At 74.3% G+C, this 19,913-nt stretch carries 17 protein-coding genes; 3 read left to right on the forward strand and 14 right to left on the reverse strand.

What is annotated here, in order from left to right:
• Positions 1-35: 35 nt before the first annotated feature.
• The 6 genes from truB to ATJ97_RS04665 form a co-directional block, all read right to left on the reverse strand.
• Complete coding sequence (gene truB / locus ATJ97_RS04640; RefSeq protein WP_245862135.1) at positions 36-1,064, reverse strand: tRNA pseudouridine(55) synthase TruB; 1,029 nt, start codon at positions 1,062-1,064, stop codon at positions 36-38.
• Positions 1,061-1,591 carry a 30S ribosome-binding factor RbfA gene (gene rbfA, locus ATJ97_RS04645; RefSeq protein ID WP_098482735.1) on the reverse strand — a complete coding sequence of 177 codons (531 nt, stop codon included), beginning with the start codon at positions 1,589-1,591 and terminating at the stop codon, positions 1,061-1,063. Before rbfA ends, truB begins: the two co-directional genes overlap by 4 nt.
• An 81-nt stretch (positions 1,592-1,672) precedes the next feature.
• Positions 1,673-4,651 carry a translation initiation factor IF-2 gene (gene infB / locus ATJ97_RS04650; protein ID WP_098482736.1) on the reverse strand — a complete coding sequence of 993 codons (2,979 nt, stop codon included), beginning with the start codon at positions 4,649-4,651 and terminating at the stop codon, positions 1,673-1,675.
• Between the two features lie 57 nt (positions 4,652-4,708).
• Positions 4,709-5,089: a YlxR family protein gene (locus tag ATJ97_RS04655; protein ID WP_098482737.1), complete on the reverse strand. Its 381-nt coding sequence runs from the start codon at positions 5,087-5,089 to the stop codon at positions 4,709-4,711.
• Positions 5,090-5,118: 29 nt separating this feature from the next.
• Positions 5,119-6,162, reverse strand: a complete 1,044-nt coding sequence (gene nusA, locus ATJ97_RS04660; RefSeq protein WP_098482738.1) for a transcription termination factor NusA — start codon at positions 6,160-6,162, stop codon at positions 5,119-5,121.
• A 9-nt stretch (positions 6,163-6,171) separates the two neighbouring features.
• On the reverse strand, positions 6,172-6,657 hold the full coding sequence (locus ATJ97_RS04665) for a ribosome maturation factor RimP (RefSeq protein WP_098482739.1): 486 nt from the start codon (positions 6,655-6,657) through the stop codon (positions 6,172-6,174).
• Between the two features lie 99 nt (positions 6,658-6,756).
• Between ATJ97_RS04665 and ATJ97_RS04670 the strand changes: the two genes are divergently transcribed.
• A complete protein-coding gene (locus ATJ97_RS04670; RefSeq protein ID WP_098482740.1) occupies positions 6,757-7,758 on the forward strand; it encodes a DUF4439 domain-containing protein in 1,002 nt (333 codons plus the stop codon).
• Between the two features lie 106 nt (positions 7,759-7,864).
• Here the strand turns inward: ATJ97_RS04670 and ATJ97_RS04675 are convergent, their stop codons facing one another.
• Positions 7,865-9,679 (reverse strand): proline--tRNA ligase, encoded by a 1,815-nt coding sequence (locus ATJ97_RS04675; RefSeq protein ID WP_098482741.1) that lies wholly within the window; start codon positions 9,677-9,679, stop codon positions 7,865-7,867.
• A gap of 189 nt (positions 9,680-9,868) precedes the next feature.
• On the opposite strand from ATJ97_RS04675, the gene ATJ97_RS04680 reads away from it, so the two are divergent.
• Together ATJ97_RS04680 and ATJ97_RS04685 are read left to right on the forward strand one after the other, a co-directional pair.
• Positions 9,869-10,735: an Fpg/Nei family DNA glycosylase gene (locus tag ATJ97_RS04680; protein WP_098482742.1), complete on the forward strand. Its 867-nt coding sequence runs from the start codon at positions 9,869-9,871 to the stop codon at positions 10,733-10,735.
• A gap of 115 nt (positions 10,736-10,850) precedes the next feature.
• Positions 10,851-12,044 carry an acyltransferase family protein gene (locus ATJ97_RS04685; RefSeq protein WP_098482743.1) on the forward strand — a complete coding sequence of 398 codons (1,194 nt, stop codon included), beginning with the start codon at positions 10,851-10,853 and terminating at the stop codon, positions 12,042-12,044.
• Positions 12,045-12,057: 13 nt separating this feature from the next.
• Here ATJ97_RS04685 and ATJ97_RS04690 read toward each other — a convergent pair whose 3' ends face one another.
• The 7 genes from ATJ97_RS04690 to ATJ97_RS04720 all read right to left on the reverse strand — a co-directional run bounded on the left by ATJ97_RS04690 (position 12,058) and on the right by ATJ97_RS04720 (position 19,909).
• A complete protein-coding gene (locus ATJ97_RS04690; RefSeq protein ID WP_098482744.1) occupies positions 12,058-12,921 on the reverse strand; it encodes a GNAT family N-acetyltransferase in 864 nt (287 codons plus the stop codon).
• Positions 12,922-12,935: 14 nt separating this feature from the next.
• Positions 12,936-14,087, reverse strand: a complete 1,152-nt coding sequence (gene ispG / locus ATJ97_RS04695) for a flavodoxin-dependent (E)-4-hydroxy-3-methylbut-2-enyl-diphosphate synthase (RefSeq protein WP_098485233.1) — start codon at positions 14,085-14,087, stop codon at positions 12,936-12,938.
• Between the two features lie 242 nt (positions 14,088-14,329).
• The gene (locus ATJ97_RS04700; protein ID WP_098485234.1) at positions 14,330-15,640 is read right to left on the reverse strand and encodes a M50 family metallopeptidase; all 1,311 of its coding nucleotides are present in this window, start codon (positions 15,638-15,640) and stop codon (positions 14,330-14,332) included.
• 272 nt (positions 15,641-15,912) lie between these two features.
• On the reverse strand, positions 15,913-17,190 hold the full coding sequence (dxr, locus tag ATJ97_RS04705) for a 1-deoxy-D-xylulose-5-phosphate reductoisomerase (RefSeq protein ID WP_098482745.1): 1,278 nt from the start codon (positions 17,188-17,190) through the stop codon (positions 15,913-15,915).
• Positions 17,187-17,747, reverse strand: a complete 561-nt coding sequence (locus ATJ97_RS04710) for a DivIVA domain-containing protein (protein ID WP_098482746.1) — start codon at positions 17,745-17,747, stop codon at positions 17,187-17,189. The genes dxr and ATJ97_RS04710 overlap by 4 nt, the downstream gene beginning before the upstream one ends.
• The gene (rlmN, locus tag ATJ97_RS04715; protein WP_211287047.1) at positions 17,744-18,946 is read right to left on the reverse strand and encodes a dual-specificity RNA methyltransferase RlmN; all 1,203 of its coding nucleotides are present in this window, start codon (positions 18,944-18,946) and stop codon (positions 17,744-17,746) included. Before rlmN ends, ATJ97_RS04710 begins: the two co-directional genes overlap by 4 nt.
• 27 nt (positions 18,947-18,973) lie before the next feature.
• Positions 18,974-19,909 carry a phosphatidate cytidylyltransferase gene (locus ATJ97_RS04720; RefSeq protein WP_098482748.1) on the reverse strand — a complete coding sequence of 312 codons (936 nt, stop codon included), beginning with the start codon at positions 19,907-19,909 and terminating at the stop codon, positions 18,974-18,976.
• Positions 19,910-19,913 lie beyond the last annotated feature (4 nt).

The following is a 19,913-nucleotide window of genomic DNA, read 5'->3' on the forward strand; positions in this document are numbered from 1 at the left end:
GCGGCCTCACCGCGGTCCGTGGTCACGCGCCGCGGTCAGGCCGGGTCGAGCACCAGGACGGGCCGGGCCTTACCGCCCCGGTCCTGGAGCAGGGCCACCACGTGCCCGTCGGGAGCGAACGCCGCCGTGACCGGGCCCGGGCCCTGCGGGTCGCGCCGTGCGTCCCCGGCTGCGCCGTCGTGCCCGCCCGGTGCAAGCACCTTGCCGACACGGACGGCGCCGGTCTCGGCGTCGTCGAGCTGCCGCGCGGGGAAGCAGGCGCGCGCGGCGTCCGTGAGGGAGAGCACGGGCAGGCCGCGCGGCGCGGCGGCCGCGGCGTCGTCGGTGACCTCGCTCACGAGCTGGTCCACCGTGCGGGCGTGCTCCAGCGTGAAGGGGCCGACGGCGGTGCGTCGCAGCGCCGTGAGGTGGCCGCCGGTGCCGAGGGCCCGGCCGAGGTCGCGCGCGAGCGCACGCACGTAGGTCCCGGACGAGCAGGCGACGAGGACGTCGAGGTCGACGACCCTCGCGCCGTCGACGGTCCACGTACGGGGCGCGCCGGTGATCTCGAGCCGGTGCACGGTGACGGTGCGGGCGGGCAGGTCGACGTCCTCCCCCGCCCGGACGCGGGCGTAGGAGCGGCGCCCGTCGACCTTGATGGCCGACACCGCGCTCGGGACCTGCTCGACGGTGCCGCGCAGGCGCGCGAGGGCCGGCTCGAGGACGCCGTCGTCGACCGCACCGGAGCCGTCCAGCACGCCGGCCGCGCCGCGGGCCTCGGTGACCTCACCCTCGGCGTCGTCGGTGACGGTGCGCTGGCCGAGCCGGATCGTGGCCGTGTAGATCTTGTCCGCGCCGACGAGGTACGTCAGCAGCCGGGTCGCGCGGCCGACGCCGAGCACGAGCACCCCGGTCGCCATGGGGTCGAGCGTGCCGGCGTGGCCGACCTTCCTGGTCGCCGCCAGCCGTCGGGTGCGGGCGACCACGTCGTGGCTGGTCCACCCCTGGGGCTTGTCCACCACGACGAGGCCGTCCTGCGCCGTCACGGCGCCCCGCGGGGTCTGGGGCGTCGCGGGCGTCGTCACCGGCCGGCGGCCGGCTCGTCGCCGGGGGCGTCGACGGCGTCCCCGAGGGCGTCCTCGAGCTCGCCGTCGTCCACGCGCTCGTCCTCGTCGCCGAGGTCCTCGTCCTCCTCGCCGGGCCTGCGGTACGGGTCGGCCTCGCCGGCGTAGCTGGCCCTGGCCGCGAGGGCGGCCACCTCGGCATCACGGGCGGCGGCCTCGCGGAGGGCGTCCTCGAGGCTCGCGGCCGTCTCGGGGACGGCGTCGGGCACGAACTCCAGCGTCGGGGTCAGGCGGATGCCGGTCTGCTTGCCGACCTCGGAACGGATGAGGCCCTTGGCCGAGGCGAGGGCCGCCGCGGAGGCGGCACGCTCCTCGTCGGAGCCCAGGACGGTGTAGAAGACGGTGGCGTTCTGCAGGTCGCCGGTCACGCGCACGTCCGTGACGGTGACGAACCCCAGGCGGGGGTCCTTGATGCGGGTGTCGAGCATGCGCGCGACGATCTGCTGGATCCGCTCGGCGAGCCTGCGGGCGCGGGGCGCGTCAGCCATGGAGGTCCTCCTGGTGGTGGGTGGGGAGCGAGCGGCCCCGCGGGTACGTGCGAGTACCTGCGGGGCCGCCCGGGTCGTGCATCAGGCGCGCGGCTTCTCGCGCATCTCGAACGTCTCGATGACGTCGCCCTCCTGGATGTCCCTGAACCCGAGACCGATACCGCACTCGAAGCCCTCGCGGACCTCGGTGACGTCGTCCTTCTCGCGGCGCAGCGACTCGATGGTGAGCTTGTCCGCCACCACGACACCGTCGCGCACGAGGCGGGCGCTGGCGTTGCGGCGGATGAGGCCCGACCGGACGATCGAGCCGGCGATGTTGCCGAACTTGGAGGAGCGGAAGACCTGGCGGATCTCCGCCGAGCCCAGCTGCACCTCCTCGAACTCCGGCTTGAGCATGCCCTTGAGGGCGTTCTCGACGTCCTCGATCGCGTCGTAGATGACCGAGTAGAACTTCAGGTCCACGCCCTCACGGTCGGCCAGCTCGGCGACCCGCTCGGCGGGACGCACGTTGAAGCCGATGATGACCGCGTTGTCCACGGTTGCCAGGTTGACGTCGTTCTGCGTGATCGCACCGACACCGCGGTGGATGATCCGCAGCGCGACCTCGTCGCCCACGTCGATCTTGAGCAGCGAGTCCTCGAGCGCCTCGACGGCACCGGAGACGTCACCCTTGAGGATGAGGTTGAGGTTCTCGACCTTGCCCTCCTCGAGCGCCTTCGTGAAGTCCTCGAGGCTGACGCGCTTGCGGCGCTTGGCCAGCGTGGCGGCCCGCTCGGCGGCCTCACGCTTGTCGGCGATCTGCCGGGCGGTGCGGTCGTCGGGCGCCACGAGGAACGTGTCGCCGGCCCGGGGCACGGACTGCAGCCCCAGCACCTGGACGGGACGGGACGGGCCCGCCTCCTTCAGGGTCTGACCGTGCTCGTCGAACATGGCACGCACACGGCCGTGGGCGGTGCCCGCGACGATGGCGTCCCCGACGTGCAGGGTGCCGGACTGGACCAGGACGGTCGCGACGGCGCCGCGGCCCTTGTCGAGGTTGGCCTCGATGGCCACACCGCGGGCGTCCTTGTCGGGGTTGGCCCGCAGCTCGAGCGCGGCGTCGGCGGTGAGCAGGACGGCCTCGAGGAGGTCGTCGATACCCATGCGCTGCAGCGCGGAGACGTCGACGAACATGGTGTCGCCGCCGTACTCCTCGGCCACCAGGTTGTACTCGGTCAGCTGCTGGCGGATCTTGGCGGGGTTGGCCCCTTCCTTGTCCACCTTGTTGACCGCGACCACGATCGGCACGTCGGCCGCCTGGGCGTGGTTGAGCGCCTCCACGGTCTGCGGCATGACGCCGTCGTCCGCGGCGACCACCAGGATCGCGATGTCCGTGACGTCGGCACCGCGGGCACGCATGGCGGTGAACGCCTCGTGACCGGGGGTGTCGATGAACGTGATCGCGCGGTCCTCGCCCTCGTGCTCGGTGCGCACCTGGTACGCGCCGATGTGCTGGGTGATCCCGCCGTGCTCCTCGGCGACGACGTCCGTGGACCGGATGGCGTCGAGGAGCTTGGTCTTTCCGTGGTCGACGTGACCCATGACGGTCACGACCGGCGGACGCGGCCGCAGGACGTCGTCGGACTCCCCGGCCTCCTCGGCCTCGAGGTCGATGTCGAACGTGCCGAGCAGCTCGCGGTCCTCGTCCTCGGGCGAGACGATCTCGACCACGTAGCCGAGCTCGGCACCGAGCGACTTGAAGGTGTCCTCGTCCAGCGACTGGGTGGCCGTGGCCATCTCGCCGAGGTGGAAGAGCACCGTCACCAGCGACGCGGGGTTGGCGTCGATACGGTCCGCGAAGTCCGCCAGCGAGGCGCCCGCACGGATCCGGACGACGGTGCTGCCGTCCCCGCGGGGAACCTGGACGCCGCCGAGCGACGGCGCGGACTGCTGCTCGAACTCCTGGCGCTTCGCGCGCTTCGACTTCCTCCCGCGGACGGGACGACCGCCGGCGCGGCCGAACGCACCCTGCGTGCCGCCACGGCCACCACGACCGCCGCCGCCAGGACGACCGCCGAAGCCGCCGCCACCACCGGGCGCGCCGCCGGGACGACCGCCGAAGCCGCCGCCACCACCGGGCGCGCCGCCGGGACGACCGCGGCCGCCGCCGCGCGCGGGGGCGCCCGGACGACCGACGGAGCTGTGCCCCGGCATCATGCCCGGGTTCGGGCGCGGACCGCCGGGCCGCGGGCCCGGACGGGCGCCGGCCGGCGCACCGGGACGGGGACCGCCGGTGCCGCCGGGACGCGGGCCGCCGGTGCCACCCGGGCGAGGCATGCCCTGGGAGGTCGCGAACGGGTTGTTGCCCGGACGGGGCCCGCCGGGTCGCGGACCGCCGCTGCCACCCGGGCGAGGCATGCCCTGGGAGGTCGCGAACGGGTTGTTGCCCGGACGGGGGGCCCCGGGACGGGGTGCTCCACCGGGACGGGCTGCGCCGCCCGGACGGGCCGAGCTCTCACGGGGCTTGTCGGCGGGCTTCTCCGCCGGCGCGGGACGGGCGCCGGGCTTCGGTGCGCCCGGGCGTGCCGGACGGGACGGCGTGGCCGCCTGCTCGGCCGGCGCGGCCGGTGCCTGCGCGGCCGGTGCCGCAGGGGCCTCCGGCGCCTTCGGGGCCGGGGCCGCCGGGGCGGGAGCCTCCGGCGCCCTGGCGGCCGGTGCCGCGGGAGCCGCCGGGGCCGGGGCCTCGGGGGCCTTCGGCGTGCGGACGCCCGGTCCCGCCGTGGCGGGGGTCGGCGCGGCCGGAGCCTGCGGGGTCTGGCCGGCCGGTGCGGCGGGCTGCGCCGTCGGGGCCGGTGCCGCCTTCGGGGCGGGCTTCCTGGGGGCGGGGGTGCCCCCGGACTTCTTCTGGGAGTCCTCCGCCGGGACGGCGGGGAACGCCTCGCGCAGCCGACGGATGACGGGAGCCTCGATGGTCGACGACGCCGACTTCACGAACTCTCCCTGCTCGCGCAACTTGGCGAGCACCGTCTTGCTGTCGACGCCGAGCTCCTTGGCAAGCTCGTGGACGCGGACCTTTGCCACAACTCTCCTGTCTCGGCCCATCCCGGGACAGGGAGGACCGTCTTTAGTGCTGGCAGCTCATCGCTGGGTACTCATCGGGTGCCCATCGGCTTCCAACCCGCTTTCTTCGTCGATGACTCGTTGATCACCAGGCGCATCGGACGCCCGGTGACTGACGTACCGGTCGAACCACGCCGCCACCGCGTCGGTGCCGACCGGTCCTGCTGCTCGCAGTGCCCGGCCGATCGCTCGGCGCCGCAGGGCGAGGTCCAGGCACTCCCGGCTCGGGTGGAGCCAGGCGCCCCGTCCTGGTGCGCTGCGTTCCGGGTCGACCTCCACGCGGGGCGTGGTGTCGTCCAGGACCAGGCGGACCAGGGCGGACCTCGGGGCGCGGCCACGGCAACCGATGCAGGTCCGCACCGGCCCGGTGGGCGTAGGTGTCTCGCTGCGTCGACTCATGGGATCCGGGCGCGTGCCCACCGGACACTCTACCCCTGCACCCCGCCGGCGTGCTTGCCCGGCTCCGCGGCCGGTTCTGTGACGTCGGACGCGTCGGTGCCCTGGGTGTCCTCGGTGTCGGAGTGGATGTCGATGCGCCAGCCGGTCAGCCGGGCGGCGAGGCGGGCGTTCTGCCCCTCCTTGCCGATCGCGAGGGAGAGCTGGAAGTCGGGCACGACCACCCGTGCCGCGCGCGCCTCGGCGTCGACGACCTCCACGCTGCTGACCTTCGACGGCGACAGCGCGTTGGCCACGAAGGTGGCCGGGTCGTCGGAGTAGTCGACGATGTCGATCTTCTCGCCGTCGAGCTCCGCCATGACGGCGCGCACGCGCTGGCCCATCGGTCCGATGCAGGCGCCCTTGGGGTTGAGCCCGGGAACCGTCGCGCGCACCGCCATCTTCGTGCGGTGGCCGGCCTCCCGCGCGAGGGCGACGATCTCCACGCTGCCGTCGGCGACCTCGGGAACCTCGAGCGCGAAGAGCTTCTTCACGAGGTTGGGGTGGGTGCGGGAGAGCGTGACCGACGGGCCCTTGGCGCCGCGCGAGACGTCGAGGACGTACGCGCGCAGCCGGTCCCCGTGCACGTAGCTCTCCGTGGGCACCTGCTCGTGCTGGGGCAGGACCGCCTCGAGGTCGCCGATGTCGACGAGCACCACGCGGGGGTCGCGGCCCTGCTGGACGATGCCGGAGATGATCTCGCCGGCCTTGTCGCGGTAGTTGCCCATCACCTGGTCATCCTCGGCGTCACGCAGGCGCTGGACGATGACGGAGCGGGCGGTCGCGGTGGCGATGCGGCCGAAGCCCGACGGCGTGTCGTCGAACTCCCCGATCTCGTTGCCCTCCTCGTCGACCTCGGTGGCCCAGACGGTGACGCGGCCGGTTCGCTGGTCGAGCTCCACCCGCGCCTTGGCCACGGCGCCCGGGGTGCGGTGGTAGGCCAGCAGCAGGGCCTCCTCGATGGCGCGCACCAGCACGTCCAGGCTGATGCCGCGCTCGCTCTCGATCAGCCGGAGGGCGGTCATGTCGATGTCCATCGGTACTCCTCAGGCCTGGTCGGGACGGTTGAGCTCGAGCTCGACGCGGGCGTCCGCGAGCTCGGCGTAGGGAAGCTGCTCCCGGCGGCCGTCGACGTCGAGCACCGCTGCGACGTCATCGGCCTCGAGCAGCCGCCCGGTGACGGAGCGGCCGGCCCGGGTGCGTGCGCGCACCAGGCGGCCGACGGCGCGGCGGTAGTGCCGGGGCTCGCGCAGCGGACGGTCCGCACCCGGGGTGGAGACCTCGAGGTGGTAGGCACCCTCGACCAGGTCGACGTCGTCGAGGACGGTCGAGATGTTGCGGGAGACCTCCGCCAGCCGGTCGGAGTCCACGCCGCCCGGGCCGTCGGGCAGGTCGAGGACAACGCGCACGACCTTGCGGCGCCCTGCCGCGGCCACGGTGACCTCCTCGAGGTACAGGCCGGCGGCGTCGACGACCGGTCCGAGCGCGCCGCGCAGGCGGTCCGGCAGGTCGTCTCGACGGGCGGGGGTCATGGTGGTGTCACTCCTGGTCCAGGCGGTGCGGTCAGTGGTCGACTCTACTCAACCGGGCGGCGCGCCCGCGCGCGCGGCCGCCGTGGGAGGATCGCCCCGATGCCCTCCTCCACGCCCGCGCTCCCCCCGGTTCTCCCGCCCGCCCGCCGCGCCGCGGGGCGCCGGGCCGTGGCCGCCCTCGCGGGCGCCGCGGCGGCCGTTCTCCTGGCCGGCTGCGGCGTCCGCCTGGAGACGCCGCCACCCGTGGCGCCGAGCCCTGACGCCGCCGAGGAGCTGCGTCAGGACACCGCCGCGGACGCGGCGACGATCGCCGCCACCGTGTCCGAGGTCACGGCCGACGGGGCGGGTGCGCAGCTCCTGGACCGGGTCGGCGCCGAGGCGGACGCGCACCTGGAGGCGCTCGGCGGCGTCTGGGCGCCATGGCCGGACGGGGCCCCCGAGGGCGCGGTGACGCCGGCGCCGGTGCCGACCGCTCCCCCGGGGCCCGACCCCGACGTGGCGGACGTCGTCGACCTGCTGACCCGGGGCGCCGCGCAGGCGCGCGAGGACGCTGTGGCGGCGCCGACGGACGAGCTGGCGGCCGTGCTGGCCGCCGTGTCGATCTCCCGCACGCAGGCGGCCGCGGACCTGGCGCGCGCGGGAGGCCAGGCCCTGCCCGAGTCGCCCGCCGCCCCGCTGCAGGCCGAGGCGCTGCTCGCGCGCGGCGTCGACGGGCCGACCCTGCTGGTGCTCGACCAGGCCCGGTTCGCGTGGGAGACGGTGGCCGCACGGTCAGCGGGACCGGCACGCGAGGCGGCGACCGCCCGCGCGGACCACCTGCAGACCCTCGTGGACGTCGCCGTCGAGGCCGGCGCGCCGGACGGGCGCCTCGGCGTCTACGGGCTCCCGGGCGCGGACGAGGAGGCCGGACTGAGCGCCGAGCAGGCGGCCGTGGTCGACGCCGAGTCCCGCCTGCTCGAGCACTGGCTCTTCAGCCTGGGGCTCGTCGGCCCCGAGGAGCGGGCCGCGCTGGTCGACGCCGCGGCCGACAGCGCACAGCGGGTCGTGGACGCGGGCGGCACGCTCCCGGCACTGCCGGGTCTGGAGCAGCCCGGCGCGTAGCGGGCCGCCGGGACGCGTGGCCGCCCGCCGCAGCGCCGCGGGCCGCCCGCAGCGCCGCGGGCCGCCCGTGGGGGCCGCGGGCCGCCCGTGGGGGCCGCGGCGTCCGTCAGCCGGCGAGCGCCTCGTCGACGAGCTCGCGCAGGCGGGCGACGGCCAGGTCCGGCGCCACCTCCTCGCGCTCGCCGGTGGCCCGCTGACGGATCTCGACCACGCCGTCGGCCAGGCCACGCCCGACGACGAGGCTCAGCGGCACGCCCAGCAGCTCGGAGTCGGCGAACTTCACCCCGGCCGAGACCTTCTGCCGGTCGTCGTACAGGACCTCCACGCCGACCGCCTCCAGCTCGCGGGCGAGCCGCTCGGCGGTGGCGAAGATCTCCTGACCCTTGCCGGTGGCGAGCACGTGCACGTGGGCGGGCGCCACCTGCATGGGCCAAACCAGTCCGTTCTCGTCGTTGTTGGCCTCGGCCAGCGCGGCGAGCGCACGGGTGATGCCGATGCCGTAGGAGCCCATGGTGACGACGACGGCCTTGCCGTTCTGGTCCAGCACCTTCAGGTCGAGCGCCTCGGCGTACTTGCGCCCGAGCGCGAAGATGTGGCCGATCTCGATGCCGCGGGCGAGCTCGAGGGGTCCGGACCCGTCGGGTGCCGGGTCGCCGGCGCGCACCTCGGCGGCCTCGATGGTGCCGTCCGCGGTGAAGTCGCGGCCGGCCACGAGGTTGAAGACGTGCTTCCCGTGCTCGTCGGCGCCGGTGATCCAGGCGGTGCCGGGGACCACCCGGGGGTCGAGGAGGTACCTGATCGCGCCGGTGCCCTCCACGGGCCTGCCGTCGTCGTCGGTCTCCCGGGGGGCGCCGTTCGGGCCGAGGACGGCGGGGCCGATGTAGCCCTTGACCAGCTCGGGGCGGCCCTTGAGGTCCTCCTCCGTGGCGGCCTCGACCTCGGCGGGCTCGACCGCGGCCTGCAGCCGCTTGAGGTCGACCTCCCGGTCACCGGGCAGACCGACGGCGATCACCTCGCGGGTGCCGTCCGGGTGGACGAGCGCGAGGACGACGTTCTTGAGGGTGTCCGCCGCCGTCCACGCGCGGTCCTCGCGCGGGTGCAGCCGGTTCGCCGCGTCCACGAGGGTGTCGATCGTCGGCGAGTCCGGGGTGTCGAGCACCTCGGCCGGCGGCAGGCCGTCGAAGGGGAGCGGCTCCGGCACGGGAGTGGTGACGGCCTCGACGTTCGCGGCGTACCCGCCGGGCGAGCGGACGAACGTGTCCTCCCCGATCGCCGTCGGGTGGAGGAACTCCTCGCTCCGCGACCCGCCCATGGCGCCGCTCATGGCGCGGACGATGACGTACTCGAGGCCGAGGCGGTCGAAGATGCGCTGGTACGCCTGGCGCTGGAGGTCGTAGGAACGCTCGAGCCCGGCGTCGTCCACGTCGAAGGAGTAGGCGTCCTTCATGATGAACTCGCGCCCGCGGATGAGACCGGCCCGGGGACGCGCCTCGTCGCGGTACTTCGTCTGGATCTGGTACAGGGCGAGCGGCAGGTCCTTGTAGGAGCTGTAGAGGTCCTTGACGAGGAGGGTGAACAGCTCCTCGTGCGTCGGTGCCAGGAGGTAGTCGGCGCCCTTGCGGTCCTGCAGGCGGAAGATGTTGGGCCCGTACTCGACCCAGCGGCCGGTGGCCTCGTAGGGCTCCTTCGGCAGCAGCGCGGGGAAGTGGACCTCCTGCCCGCCGATGGCGTCCATCTCCTCGCGCACGATCTGCTCGACCTTGGCGAGCACCTTCAGGCCCAGCGGCAGCCAGGAGTAGATCCCGGGCGCGGCACGGCGGATGTAGCCCGCCCGCACCAGGAGGCGGTGGCTGGTGACCTCGGCGTCGGCCGGGTCCTCCCGCAGGGTCCGCAAGAAAAGGGACGACATCTTCATCAGCACGCGGGCCAGCCTACCGACGCGCGCGGGCCGTCTCGGACGCGGGCCCGGAGCCCGGGCGCACCCCGGCCCGGCCCTCGGTCCGGTCGCCGCCCCGCGGTCCGGGGCCCGCGCCTCGGTCCGGCGCCGCCCCGACGACGACGCCCCGTTCTTGCCGCGCCGGAGCGGCCCGGGGCAGGGCAGGATGGGGCCATGCCCGAGATGCCGGAGGTGGAGGGACTCGCCGGGTTCCTTCGCGAGCGCGCCGTCGGCCGCACCGTGGCGGCGGTCGAGATCGGCGCGATCAGCGCGCTGAAGACGTTCTCCCCTGCGCCCACGGACCTGGTTGGCCGCGAGGTCTCCGCCGTCGCCCGGCACGGCAAGTGGCTCGACGTCGTCACGTCCGGCGACGGCGAGGCGCTCCACCTGGTCTTCCACCTGGCGAAGGCCGGGTGGCTGCGTTGGTACGACACGGTGCCGAGGACGGTGCTGCGTCCGGGCCGGTCCCCGATCGCCCTGCGTGTGCGCCTGGACGACGGCGCGGGGTTCGACCTCACCGAGGCGGGCACGCGCAAGCGGCTCGCGGTCCACGTGGTCCCGCGCGCCGAGGCCGTGGAGGCGATCGCGACGCTCGGCGTGGAGCCGGCCGACCTGACGCCGGAGCGGTTGCGTGAGCTCCTCACCGCCCGCAACCAGCAGGTCAAGGGGCTGCTGCGGGACCAGTCGGTGATCGCCGGCATCGGCAACGCCTACTCGGACGAGATCCTGCACGCCGCCCGGATCAGCCCCTTCGCGCTGACGCGGTCCTTCGACGACGGGACCACGACGCGGCTGCACGAGGCCATCCACGAGGTGCTGGCCTCCGCCGTCGAGCAGGCGTCCGGCAAGCCGGCGGCGGAGCTGAAGGACAGCAAGCGGCGCAGCATGCGCGTCCACGGCCGGGCCGGGCAGGCGTGCCCGGTGTGCGGGGACACGGTCCGCGAGGTCTCCTTCGCCGACTCCTCCCTGCAGTACTGCCCCACCTGCCAGACGGACGGGAAGGTGCTCGCCGACCGGCGGATGTCGAAGCTGCTGCGGTAGTGGCGGGCCACCGGAACGGAACATCGGCGGCCCAGCGGGCAGGCGGCCGCACGCGGGCGCCGGCCCCCGCTGCCGTGCTCGAACGTGAGGTCTGCCCGGTCGGTAGAGTGCGTCGGTGCTCTCCCCCGCTCCTCCGGACCCCGCCTCGGCGCCGCGTCGGCTGGACTCGCTCACCGGGCTGCGGTGGTGGGCAGCGTTCGGGGTGTTCCTGCACCACATGACGAACATCGCACCGTTGCCCGCGCACAGCCTGCTGGCGCTGGGGGCGCAGGGGGTGACGTTCTTCTTCGTCCTCTCCGGGTTCGTGCTGACCTGGTCGGCCCGGCCGGGTGTGTCGGCGACGACGTTCTGGTGGCGGCGTTTCGCCCGGATCTGGCCGTTGCACATGGTCGCTCTGGTGATCGCCGTCCCGGTGTTCCACTCGCCCGCCCCCGACCCCGAGATGGCCTGGGTGAAGCCCTTCTCCCTCGGCGTGCTGCTCCTGTCGGTCCTGCTCCTGCAGGGGTGGTCGACGTCCCCCGGGATCCTGTTCTCGGGCAACCCGGCGGCCTGGACGCTCAGCTGCGAGGCCTTCTTCTACGCGCTGCACCCAGCACTGAACCGGCCGCTCCGGCGGGCCACCGTCCGTGGTGCGCTGCTGCTCGCGGCAGGCGTGGTGCTCGGTGCGGGCGTGTTCTACCTGCTTCGCGCGGAAGCACCTGCCCTGCGTCTCGACCTCGTGCCGCAGCCTGTGCTGCGGCTGTGGGAGTTCGTCCTCGGCATGGCGCTGGGTCGCGCCGTCCAGGCCGGGTGGCGGCCGCGGCTCAAGCCGGTCGTCGGGTTCGGCCTGCTCGGGCTCGGCGCGGCGGCGATCTGGTGGGTCCCCCGCTTCGGCGCGGACCTCAACGGCTCCGACCGCTTCGTCCGTCTCGTCCCGGTGCTCATCGGTGTGCTGTGCGCCGTGGTGATCGTGGCCGCCGTCGGGCACGAGCTGCGCGGGGGCCGGTCCCACCTGACCTCGGCTCCCATGGTGCGGCTGGGCGAGTGGTCCTTCGCGTTCTACCTCCTTCACGCGACGGGCATCTACCTGGCGCGCGGGATCGCCGGCGGACCGGCCGGGACGTCGTGGACGAACCTGGCCTGGCACGTGCCGTTCCTGGCGCTGTCAGTGCTGGCCGCCGCCCTTGCGCACCACCTGGTGGAGAAGCCGGTCGAGCGTCGCCTGCGCAGTGCGTGGGACCGGCGGCGCGCCGCGCGGGCGACCGTGACGGAGAACCAGCCGGCGGTCGAGGCGATCACGAGCACACGGCGCGAGGACTCCTCCGCCTGACGGCCGGGCTGGTTCAGAACAGCACGGTCGCGTAGGTGCCCACCCGGCGGAAGCCCACCCGGTCGTAGGTGGCGAGTGCGGGGGCGTTGTAGCTGTTGACGTAGAGCGAGACCGTCGGCGCCAGGCGGGCACGCACGTCGGCCACGACGGCCGCCATGCCGGCGGTGGCGAGTCCCTCGCCGCGCCGCTCGGGGTGGACCCAGACACCCTGGATCTGGGCGACGCCGAGGGCGAGAGCTCCGACGTCGGCCTTGAAGATGACCTCCGGGCCGTGCTCGCCCTCCTCGATGCGCACGTAGGTGCGCCCGGTGGCGACGAGCTCGGCGACGCGTGCGGCGTACGCCCCGCCGACGGCGGTCGGGTCGTAGCCGACCTCCTCGGTGAACATGGCGACGCTCGCAGGCACGACGAGGTCGACCTCCTCCAGGGCCGCCAGCCGCACCTGGGGGTCCGGCGCCACGTCGGCGTCCCGGTCGATCACCAGGGACGGCTGGTCCGGGCGCACCTCACGGGGCCGCGACCACACCGGGGCGAGCCGGTCCCACAGGGGCAGCACCTCCTCGGCCGGGCCGACGATGGAGGAGCACCGGCGCCCGCGCCGCCGCAGGTGCTCGACCAGGTCGTCCAGCTGCGGCTCACCCACCTGGACGGGCACGAGGTTCGCGCCGGCCCAGCACAGCGCCTGAGGGGTCTCCGGGTCGTGGTCGAAGATCCCGAGCATCTCGGTGCCGGGCGGGCCCGGCTCCCCCAGCCGCTCGGCCTGCACAGCGGCGAGGACGGAGCCGACCGGGTCGCGGCGGCACACGTCGAGCGCCGCACTGCGGTCACGCCCGTCGAGCGACCGGACCGTCGCCGTCGAGCGGCGCCACCGCGGCACGCGTCTGCCCCGGGTCAGCTGACGGTGACGACGGGTGCGCCGGCGGCGGCTGCGCCGTCGGCCGGCTCGCCCATCTCGGCGGCGATGCGGTTGGCCTCGGCGATGAGGGTCTCGACGATCTGGTCCTCGGGGACGGTCCGGATGACCTCACCCTTGACGAAGATCTGCCCCTTGCCGTTGCCGGAGGCCACACCGAGGTCCGCCTCGCGGGCCTCCCCCGGGCCGTTGACGACGCAGCCCATGACGGCGACGCGCAGCGGGACGGTCATGCCCTCCAGCCCGGCGGTGACGGAGTCCGCGAGCTCGTAGACGTCCACCTGGGCCCGTCCGCAGGAGGGGCAGGAGACGATCTCGAGCTTGCGGGGGCGCAGGTTCAGCGACTCGAGAATCTGGTTGCCGACCTTGATCTCCTCGACCGGCGGCGCGGAGAGAGAGACGCGGATCGTGTCACCGATGCCCTGGCTGAGCAGGGCGCCGAAGGCGGTGGCCGACTTGATGGTGCCCTGGAACGCGGGGCCGGCCTCGGTGACGCCGAGGTGCAGCGGCCAGTCGCCCTGCTCGGCGAGCAGCTGGTAGGCGCGCACCATGACCACGGGGTCGTTGTGCTTGACGGAGATCTTGAAGTCGTGGAAGTTGTGCTCCTCGAAGAGCGACGCCTCCCACACGGCCGACTCGACGAGCGCCTCGGGGGTGGCCTTGCCGTACTTCTGCAGCAGCCGCTTGTCCAGCGAGCCGGCGTTGACGCCGATGCGCAGGGAGACGCCGGCGTCCTTGGCGGCCTGGGCGATCTCCTTGACCTGATCGTCGAACTTGCGGATGTTGCCGGGGTTGACGCGCACGGCCCCACACCCGGCCTCGATCGCCGCGAAGACGTACTTCGGCTGGAAGTGGATGTCCGCGATCACCGGGATCTGCGACTTCTTCGCGATGATCGGCAGCGCCTCGGCGTCCTTGTCCGTCGGGCAGGCCACGCGCACGATGTCGCAGCCCGACGCGGTCAGCTCGGCGATCTGCTGGAGCGTGGCGTTGATGTCGTGCGTCTTGGTGGTGGTCATCGACTGCACCGACACGGGCGCGTCGCCACCGACCTCGACCGAGCCCACCCGGATCTTCCGCGTCTTCCGGCGCGGGGACAGCACGGGCGGCGCTTCCTTGACGGTCGGCATTCCGAGGGAGATGGGGGTGCTCACCGGCCCAGTATCGCACCGACATCGGACGGGCCCCACCCCGAGGCGGCGTGAGGGTCGCCATGCCGGTCGGATGTCGTCCGGGCGGGACGCAGCGGGAACAACCCCTCGCTGAGAAGATGACCGGTCAGGGAGAGGATGACGAGTCGCGGAGGAGTTGACGAGTCGCGGAGGGCTTGACGAGTCGCGGGGCGGGCGGGGCCGTCCGGCGGGTCCGCCGGTCAGCCGGTCAGGCTCACCGGGCGCACGATGTCGGCGTACGCCAGCAGCACGCTCATCCCGAGCATGAGCGCGACGACGACGTAGGTCGCCGGGAGCAGCCGCGCCGTGTCGACGGGCCCGGGGTCGGGGGCGTCGCGCCAGCGCGCGACCCGGCGCCGGGCGCCCTCCCACAGCGCACCTGCGATGTGTCCGCCGTCGAGCGGCAGCAGCGGGATCAGGTTGAAGACGAAGAGGGCCATGTTGAGGGAGACGAGCAGGGACAGCATGTCGGCGCTGCGCTCGGCGAGGCCGTACCCCTGGCCGTCGAGCGAGGCGATCTCCCCCGCGAAACGGCCGACGCCGATGAGTCCGACGACACCCGGGTCGCGCTCCTGGGTGCCGAACGCCGCCTGGGCGACGTCCACGAGCCGCTGCGGGAGCGAGACGACGACCTCGACGGTCCGCGTGAAGACGTTCCAGACCATGCCGGGGACCTCTGTCACCGGCTGGCGTACGAGCTCGAACGAGGGCCCGATGCCCACGTAGGGCCGCTCCTCCGTCAGGTCGTTTCCCTTGGAGTCCACCGCGACGGCGCCGTCCTTGACCACCGGGCGCTCACGGAGCACGGGGGTGACCGAGACGGTGGTCTCCCGGCCGTCGCGCAGCACCTGCACGTCGGCCGGCCCGGTGCCTCCCGCGGCGATGGCGCCCGTGACGTCCTCCCAGGTCTTCACCGGGGTGCCGGCCCACGCGACGATCTTGTCACCCGGCTGCAGGCCGGCCTCGGCGCCCGGTGCGGCAGGGTCGCCCGGCGCGCACGCCGTGGCGTCGGGGTTCTTCGGCAGGCACTGCTGCACGTTGCTGACCGTGGTCGTGTACTGGCCGACGCCGAGCCCGACCGCGAGCACCCCGAGCAGGACCGCGGAGATGAGCAGGTTCATCGTCGGCCCGCCGAGCATGACGACGAGCTTCTTCGGCACGGTCAGCCGGTAGAACGCACGGTGCTCCTCGCCGGGCCGGATCTCCTCCAGCGCGGCGGCACGGGCCTCCTCGACCATCGAGGGACGACCGTCGCGCCGCCTCCGCGAGGCGCCCGCCCGGGCCGGCGGGTACATGCCGACCATGCGGACGTAGCCCCCGAGCGGCAGCGCCTTGATGCCGTACTCGGTGCCGTTCACGGTGCGCGACCACAGCGTCCGGCCGAAGCCGATCATGTACTGGGGCGTCTTGACGCCGAACTTCTTCGCCGGCATGAGGTGGCCGATCTCGTGCAGCGCGATGGACAGGAGCAGGCCCACCACCACGATGAGGACGCCGACGACGAAGTCCACGGTCACTCCTCCTCGTTCCGGTGGGGCTGGGTCACGTCCCGTCAATCATGCCCCGCGGAGTGGTCAACGCGGGACCGGCCGGCGGCGTTCCCGGAAACGTCACACTCGCCTCCCGCCAACGCCCGCCAACACCCCGCCCGACCGCCCACGAAGCTGCCCACTGCGCGCGAGGCCGCCGAGTGCTGGCGGCACGCTGCCGGCACTGGGTGAGATCACCCGCACTGGCGGCGGTGGTGGTGCGACGAGGTGCGTCTACGCGCCGGGGCCGCGGGTCAGACCCGGGCGGCCACCAGCTCGTCCGCCCTGGCGCGCGCCCAGGTCTCGGCGGCGAGCACGTCCGCGAGCGAGGGCTCGACGACGCCGTCGTGCTGGGAGAGGACGTCGCCGACCACGTCGACGATGCCGAGGTAGGGCAGGCGGTGGTCGAGGAACGCGGCCACGCACTGCTCGTTCGCGGCGTTGAGCACCGCCGGGTGGGTCGCCGAGGCGGCGGCCGCCGCACGGGCGAGGGCGACCGCCGGGAACACCTGCTCGTCGAGGGGCTCGAAGTTCCAGGCGGTGGGCGCGTCCCACCGGCACGGTGCGGCGACGTCGACGGCCCGGTCGGGCCACGTCAGGCCCAGGGCGATGGGCAGGCGCATGTCCGGGGGGCTGGCCTGGGCGAGGGTGGAGCCGTCGTGGAACTCCACCATCGAGTGGACGACCGACTGGGGGTGCACCACCACGACGACGTCCTGGGCGGGCACGTCGAACAGCAGGTGCGCCTCGATGAGCTCGAGCCCCTTGTTCACCATGGTCGAGGAGTTGACCGTCACCACCGGTCCCATGGCCCAGGTGGGGTGCGCGAGCGCCTGCTCGGGGGTGACGTCGGCGAGGTCGGCCCGCCGCCTGCCACGGAAGGGACCGCCGGAGGCGGTGAGGACGAGCCGGCGGACCTCGGTGCGGCCCGTGACCGTCTCGCTGGTCATGCCCCTCTCGTGCCGCCCGCCACGCAGGGCCTGCGCGATGGCCGAGTGCTCGGAGTCCACGGGGACCACCTGGCCGGGACGGCGCTGGGCGGACCGCACGAGCGCCCCGCCGACGACGAGCGACTCCTTGTTCGCCAGCGCCAGCGTCGCACCGGAACGGAGGGCCGCCAGGGTCGGCTCCAGCCCGACGGAGCCGGTGATCCCGTTGAGGACGACGGCACGGCCCTCCGGCGCGCCGGCCTCCCGACCCGCCTGGCCCAGCATGCCGGCCACCTGCGTGGCGGCGCCGGGCCCGGTGAGGATCTCGGGCAGCCGGCCGCCGCGGCCGGCACGGGCCGCCGCGTCGGCGAGGTGCTCGCGCAGCCGGGTGGCGGCGTCGGCGTCGTCCGTGGCGATCGCGACCGCCTCGACCTGGTGGGCGACGGCCTGCGCGGCCAGCAGCTCGAGGTTGGCCCCGCCGGCGGAGAGTGCCCGTACCCGGAAGGTGCCGGGGCCGGCGGCGTCGACGACCTCGAGGGCCTGGGTGCCGATCGAGCCCGTGGAGCCGAGGAGGACGACGTCGGTGGGCGTGTCCACGCTCACTCGACCGCGACGAGGACCTCGACGGCGCGGTCGAGGTAGGCGTCGACGGTGCCCTCGTGGTAGGCGCGCGAGGCCCGCGCGCTCGGGAAGGTCGTGGAGCGCAGCTCGCCGGAGGTGAGCTCCCCGCCGTCGTCGAAGTAGGCGACGAGCCGCTCCAGCACCGCGTCGACGGCGTCGCGGTCGTAGCCGCGGCCGCTCTCCGGCGCACGGAAGCGCTGCCCGGCCGGGCGCAGGAGGCGCGGGTAGAGGGTCGTGGCGAGGTCGGCGATGCGGTCCATCCACGCGGCCTCGCCGTGCTCGGCGACGAACCGGGTGCGCCGACGCTGGACGAAGGCCGCCTCGAGCCGGTCGAGCGCGGCGTCGACGGCGGCCGTGGCGTAGCCGTCGCGCACGAGGTCGAACGCGGCCGTGCGGACGTCGTTCTCGTCGAGCGAGTCGGTGGGGGTGCCCTTCTCGCCGCTCTCGTAGGCGGCGCGGGCGCGGGTGAAGAACTCCTCGACCTGGGCGCGGTCGTACCCGGTGCGCCAGCGCCCCGCCGGCGGGAACATCGTCGTCATTCCTGCTCCTGCTCCTTGGTCCCGGCGCGCGGCGGGTCCAGCACCTCCGCGGCGAGCTGGCCGCACGCGCCGTCGATGTCGCTGCCGCGAGTATCCCGCACCGTCGTCGGGATCCCGGCACGTCGGAGCGTGTCGACGAACTCCGCCTCGACGTCCCGCTCGCTGGCCGTCCACACCGAGCCCGGGGTGGGGTTGAGCGGGATGGGGTTGACGTGGACCCAGCCACGGCCCCGCGCGTTGAGCTCGTCGGCGAGGAGCTGGGCGCGCCAGGCGTGGTCGTTCATGTCCTTGATGAGGGCGTACTCGATGCTCACCCGGCGGCCGGTGGCCTCGAAGTAGCGGCGGGCGGCGTCGAGGAGCTCGCCCACCTTCCACCGCGAGTTGATGGGGATGAGCTCGTCGCGCAGCTCGTCGTCCGGGGCGTGCAGGGACACGGCCAGGGTGACGGGGATGCCCTCCTTGGCGAGCTTGTCGATGGCCGGCACCAGCCCGACGGTGGACACCGTGACGTGGCGGGCGGACAGGCCCAGGCCGGCGGGCGCGGGCTCGACCATCCGGCGCACCGCGCCGATGACGGCCTTGTAGTTGGCCATCGGCTCGCCCATGCCCATGAACACGACGTTGCGCAGGTGGGTCGGGCCGCCGGCGAGGTCGCCGTCGCGCGAGGCCCTGGCGGCCAGCCGCACCTGCTCGACGATCTCGGCGGTGGAGAGGTTGCGGGTCAGGCCCTGCTGGCCGGTCGCGCAGAACGGGCACGCCATCCCGCAGCCGGCCTGGGAGGAGACGCACAGGGTGGTGCGGTCGGCGTAGCGCATGAGCACCGACTCGACCATGGCACCGTCGAACAGGCGCCACAGGGACTTCACCGTCGCCCCCTTGTCCGCCTGCATGTCGCGGACCTTGGTGACGAGCTCGGGCAGCAGGGTGCCGGCGATCTGGTCCCGGGCGGCCGCGGGCAGGTCCGTCATGTCCTGCGGGTCGCGGGTGAGGTGGTCGAAGTAGTGGCGGGACACCTGGTCGGCCCGGAAGGCGGGCAGCCCCAGCTCGACGGCCGCGGCCGCCCGCTCCGCCGTCGTCAGGTCGGCGAGGTGGCGCGGCGGCTTGCCGCGGCGGCGGGCGGTGAAGGTCAGCGTGGGGCGCTCGCCCGGCCCTTCGTGGGCGGGCCGGACCTGGGGCTGTGCGGGGGGTGGCTGCGTCATGACGTCGCCCATCCTCTCATCCGGCGCTCACCCGCCGAGCACCAGCCGCAGGACGAGGTAGCACACGGGTGCGGTGATGAGCAGCGAGTCCAGCCGGTCCATGATGCCGCCGTGCCCGGGCAGGAGCGAGCCCATGTCCTTGAGGCCGAGGTCGCGCTTGAGCAGGGACTCGGCGAGGTCGCCGGTGGTGGCGGAGGCGACGACGACGGCGCCGAGGACCACCCCGCCCCACCACGGCCCGTCCAGGGCGAGGGTGACGAGGACGACGGAGATCGCGACCGAGAGCACGAGGGACCCGGCCAGCCCCTCCCAGGACTTCTTCGGGCTGATCGACGGCGCCATGGGCGTCCTGCCGAACAGCACCCCGGCGATGTACCCGCCGGTGTCGTTGGCGATCGTGGCCAGGAGGAACGTCACCACGAGCCACGGGCCGTCGGGCTGGCGCAGGAGCAGCAGGGCGAACCCGGCCAGGTACGGCACGTACGCGGCGGCGAAGATGCCCGCCGAGGCGTCCCGGACGGCGTCCATCCCTCCGCCGTCGAGCACCCGCCAGACGAAGACGCCGCCGGCGGTGAGCGTGAAGGCCATGAGCATGGCCTCCGCGCCCGCCACCCAGGCGGAGAGGAGAATGCCGACCGCGCCGACCCACAGGGGCAGCACCGGGATCCGGATGTGCCGCTGGCCCACCGCGGCCGCCAGCTCCCACAGGGCGCCGGCGACAGCGACGACGACCAGCACCACGAACGCCTCGCGGCGCACGAACAGGCTCAGCGCGACGACCGCGAGGAGGCCGACGCCGACCCCGATGGCCGCGGGCAGGTTCCGGCCGGCCCGTCCTGTCGGCGGCAGCGGCTTCGGGCGCGGCGGCGCCGGCTCGACCAGCGCCGTGCGCGCGCGCTGGCGGGCCTCCCGGAGCCGCCGGACGGCGTTGGAGAAGGCGTCCGGCGAGGACTGGTCGTTCATCGCG

It is taken from the genome of Georgenia soli (assembly GCF_002563695.1).
Classification (GTDB): domain Bacteria; phylum Actinomycetota; class Actinomycetes; order Actinomycetales; family Actinomycetaceae; genus Georgenia; species Georgenia soli.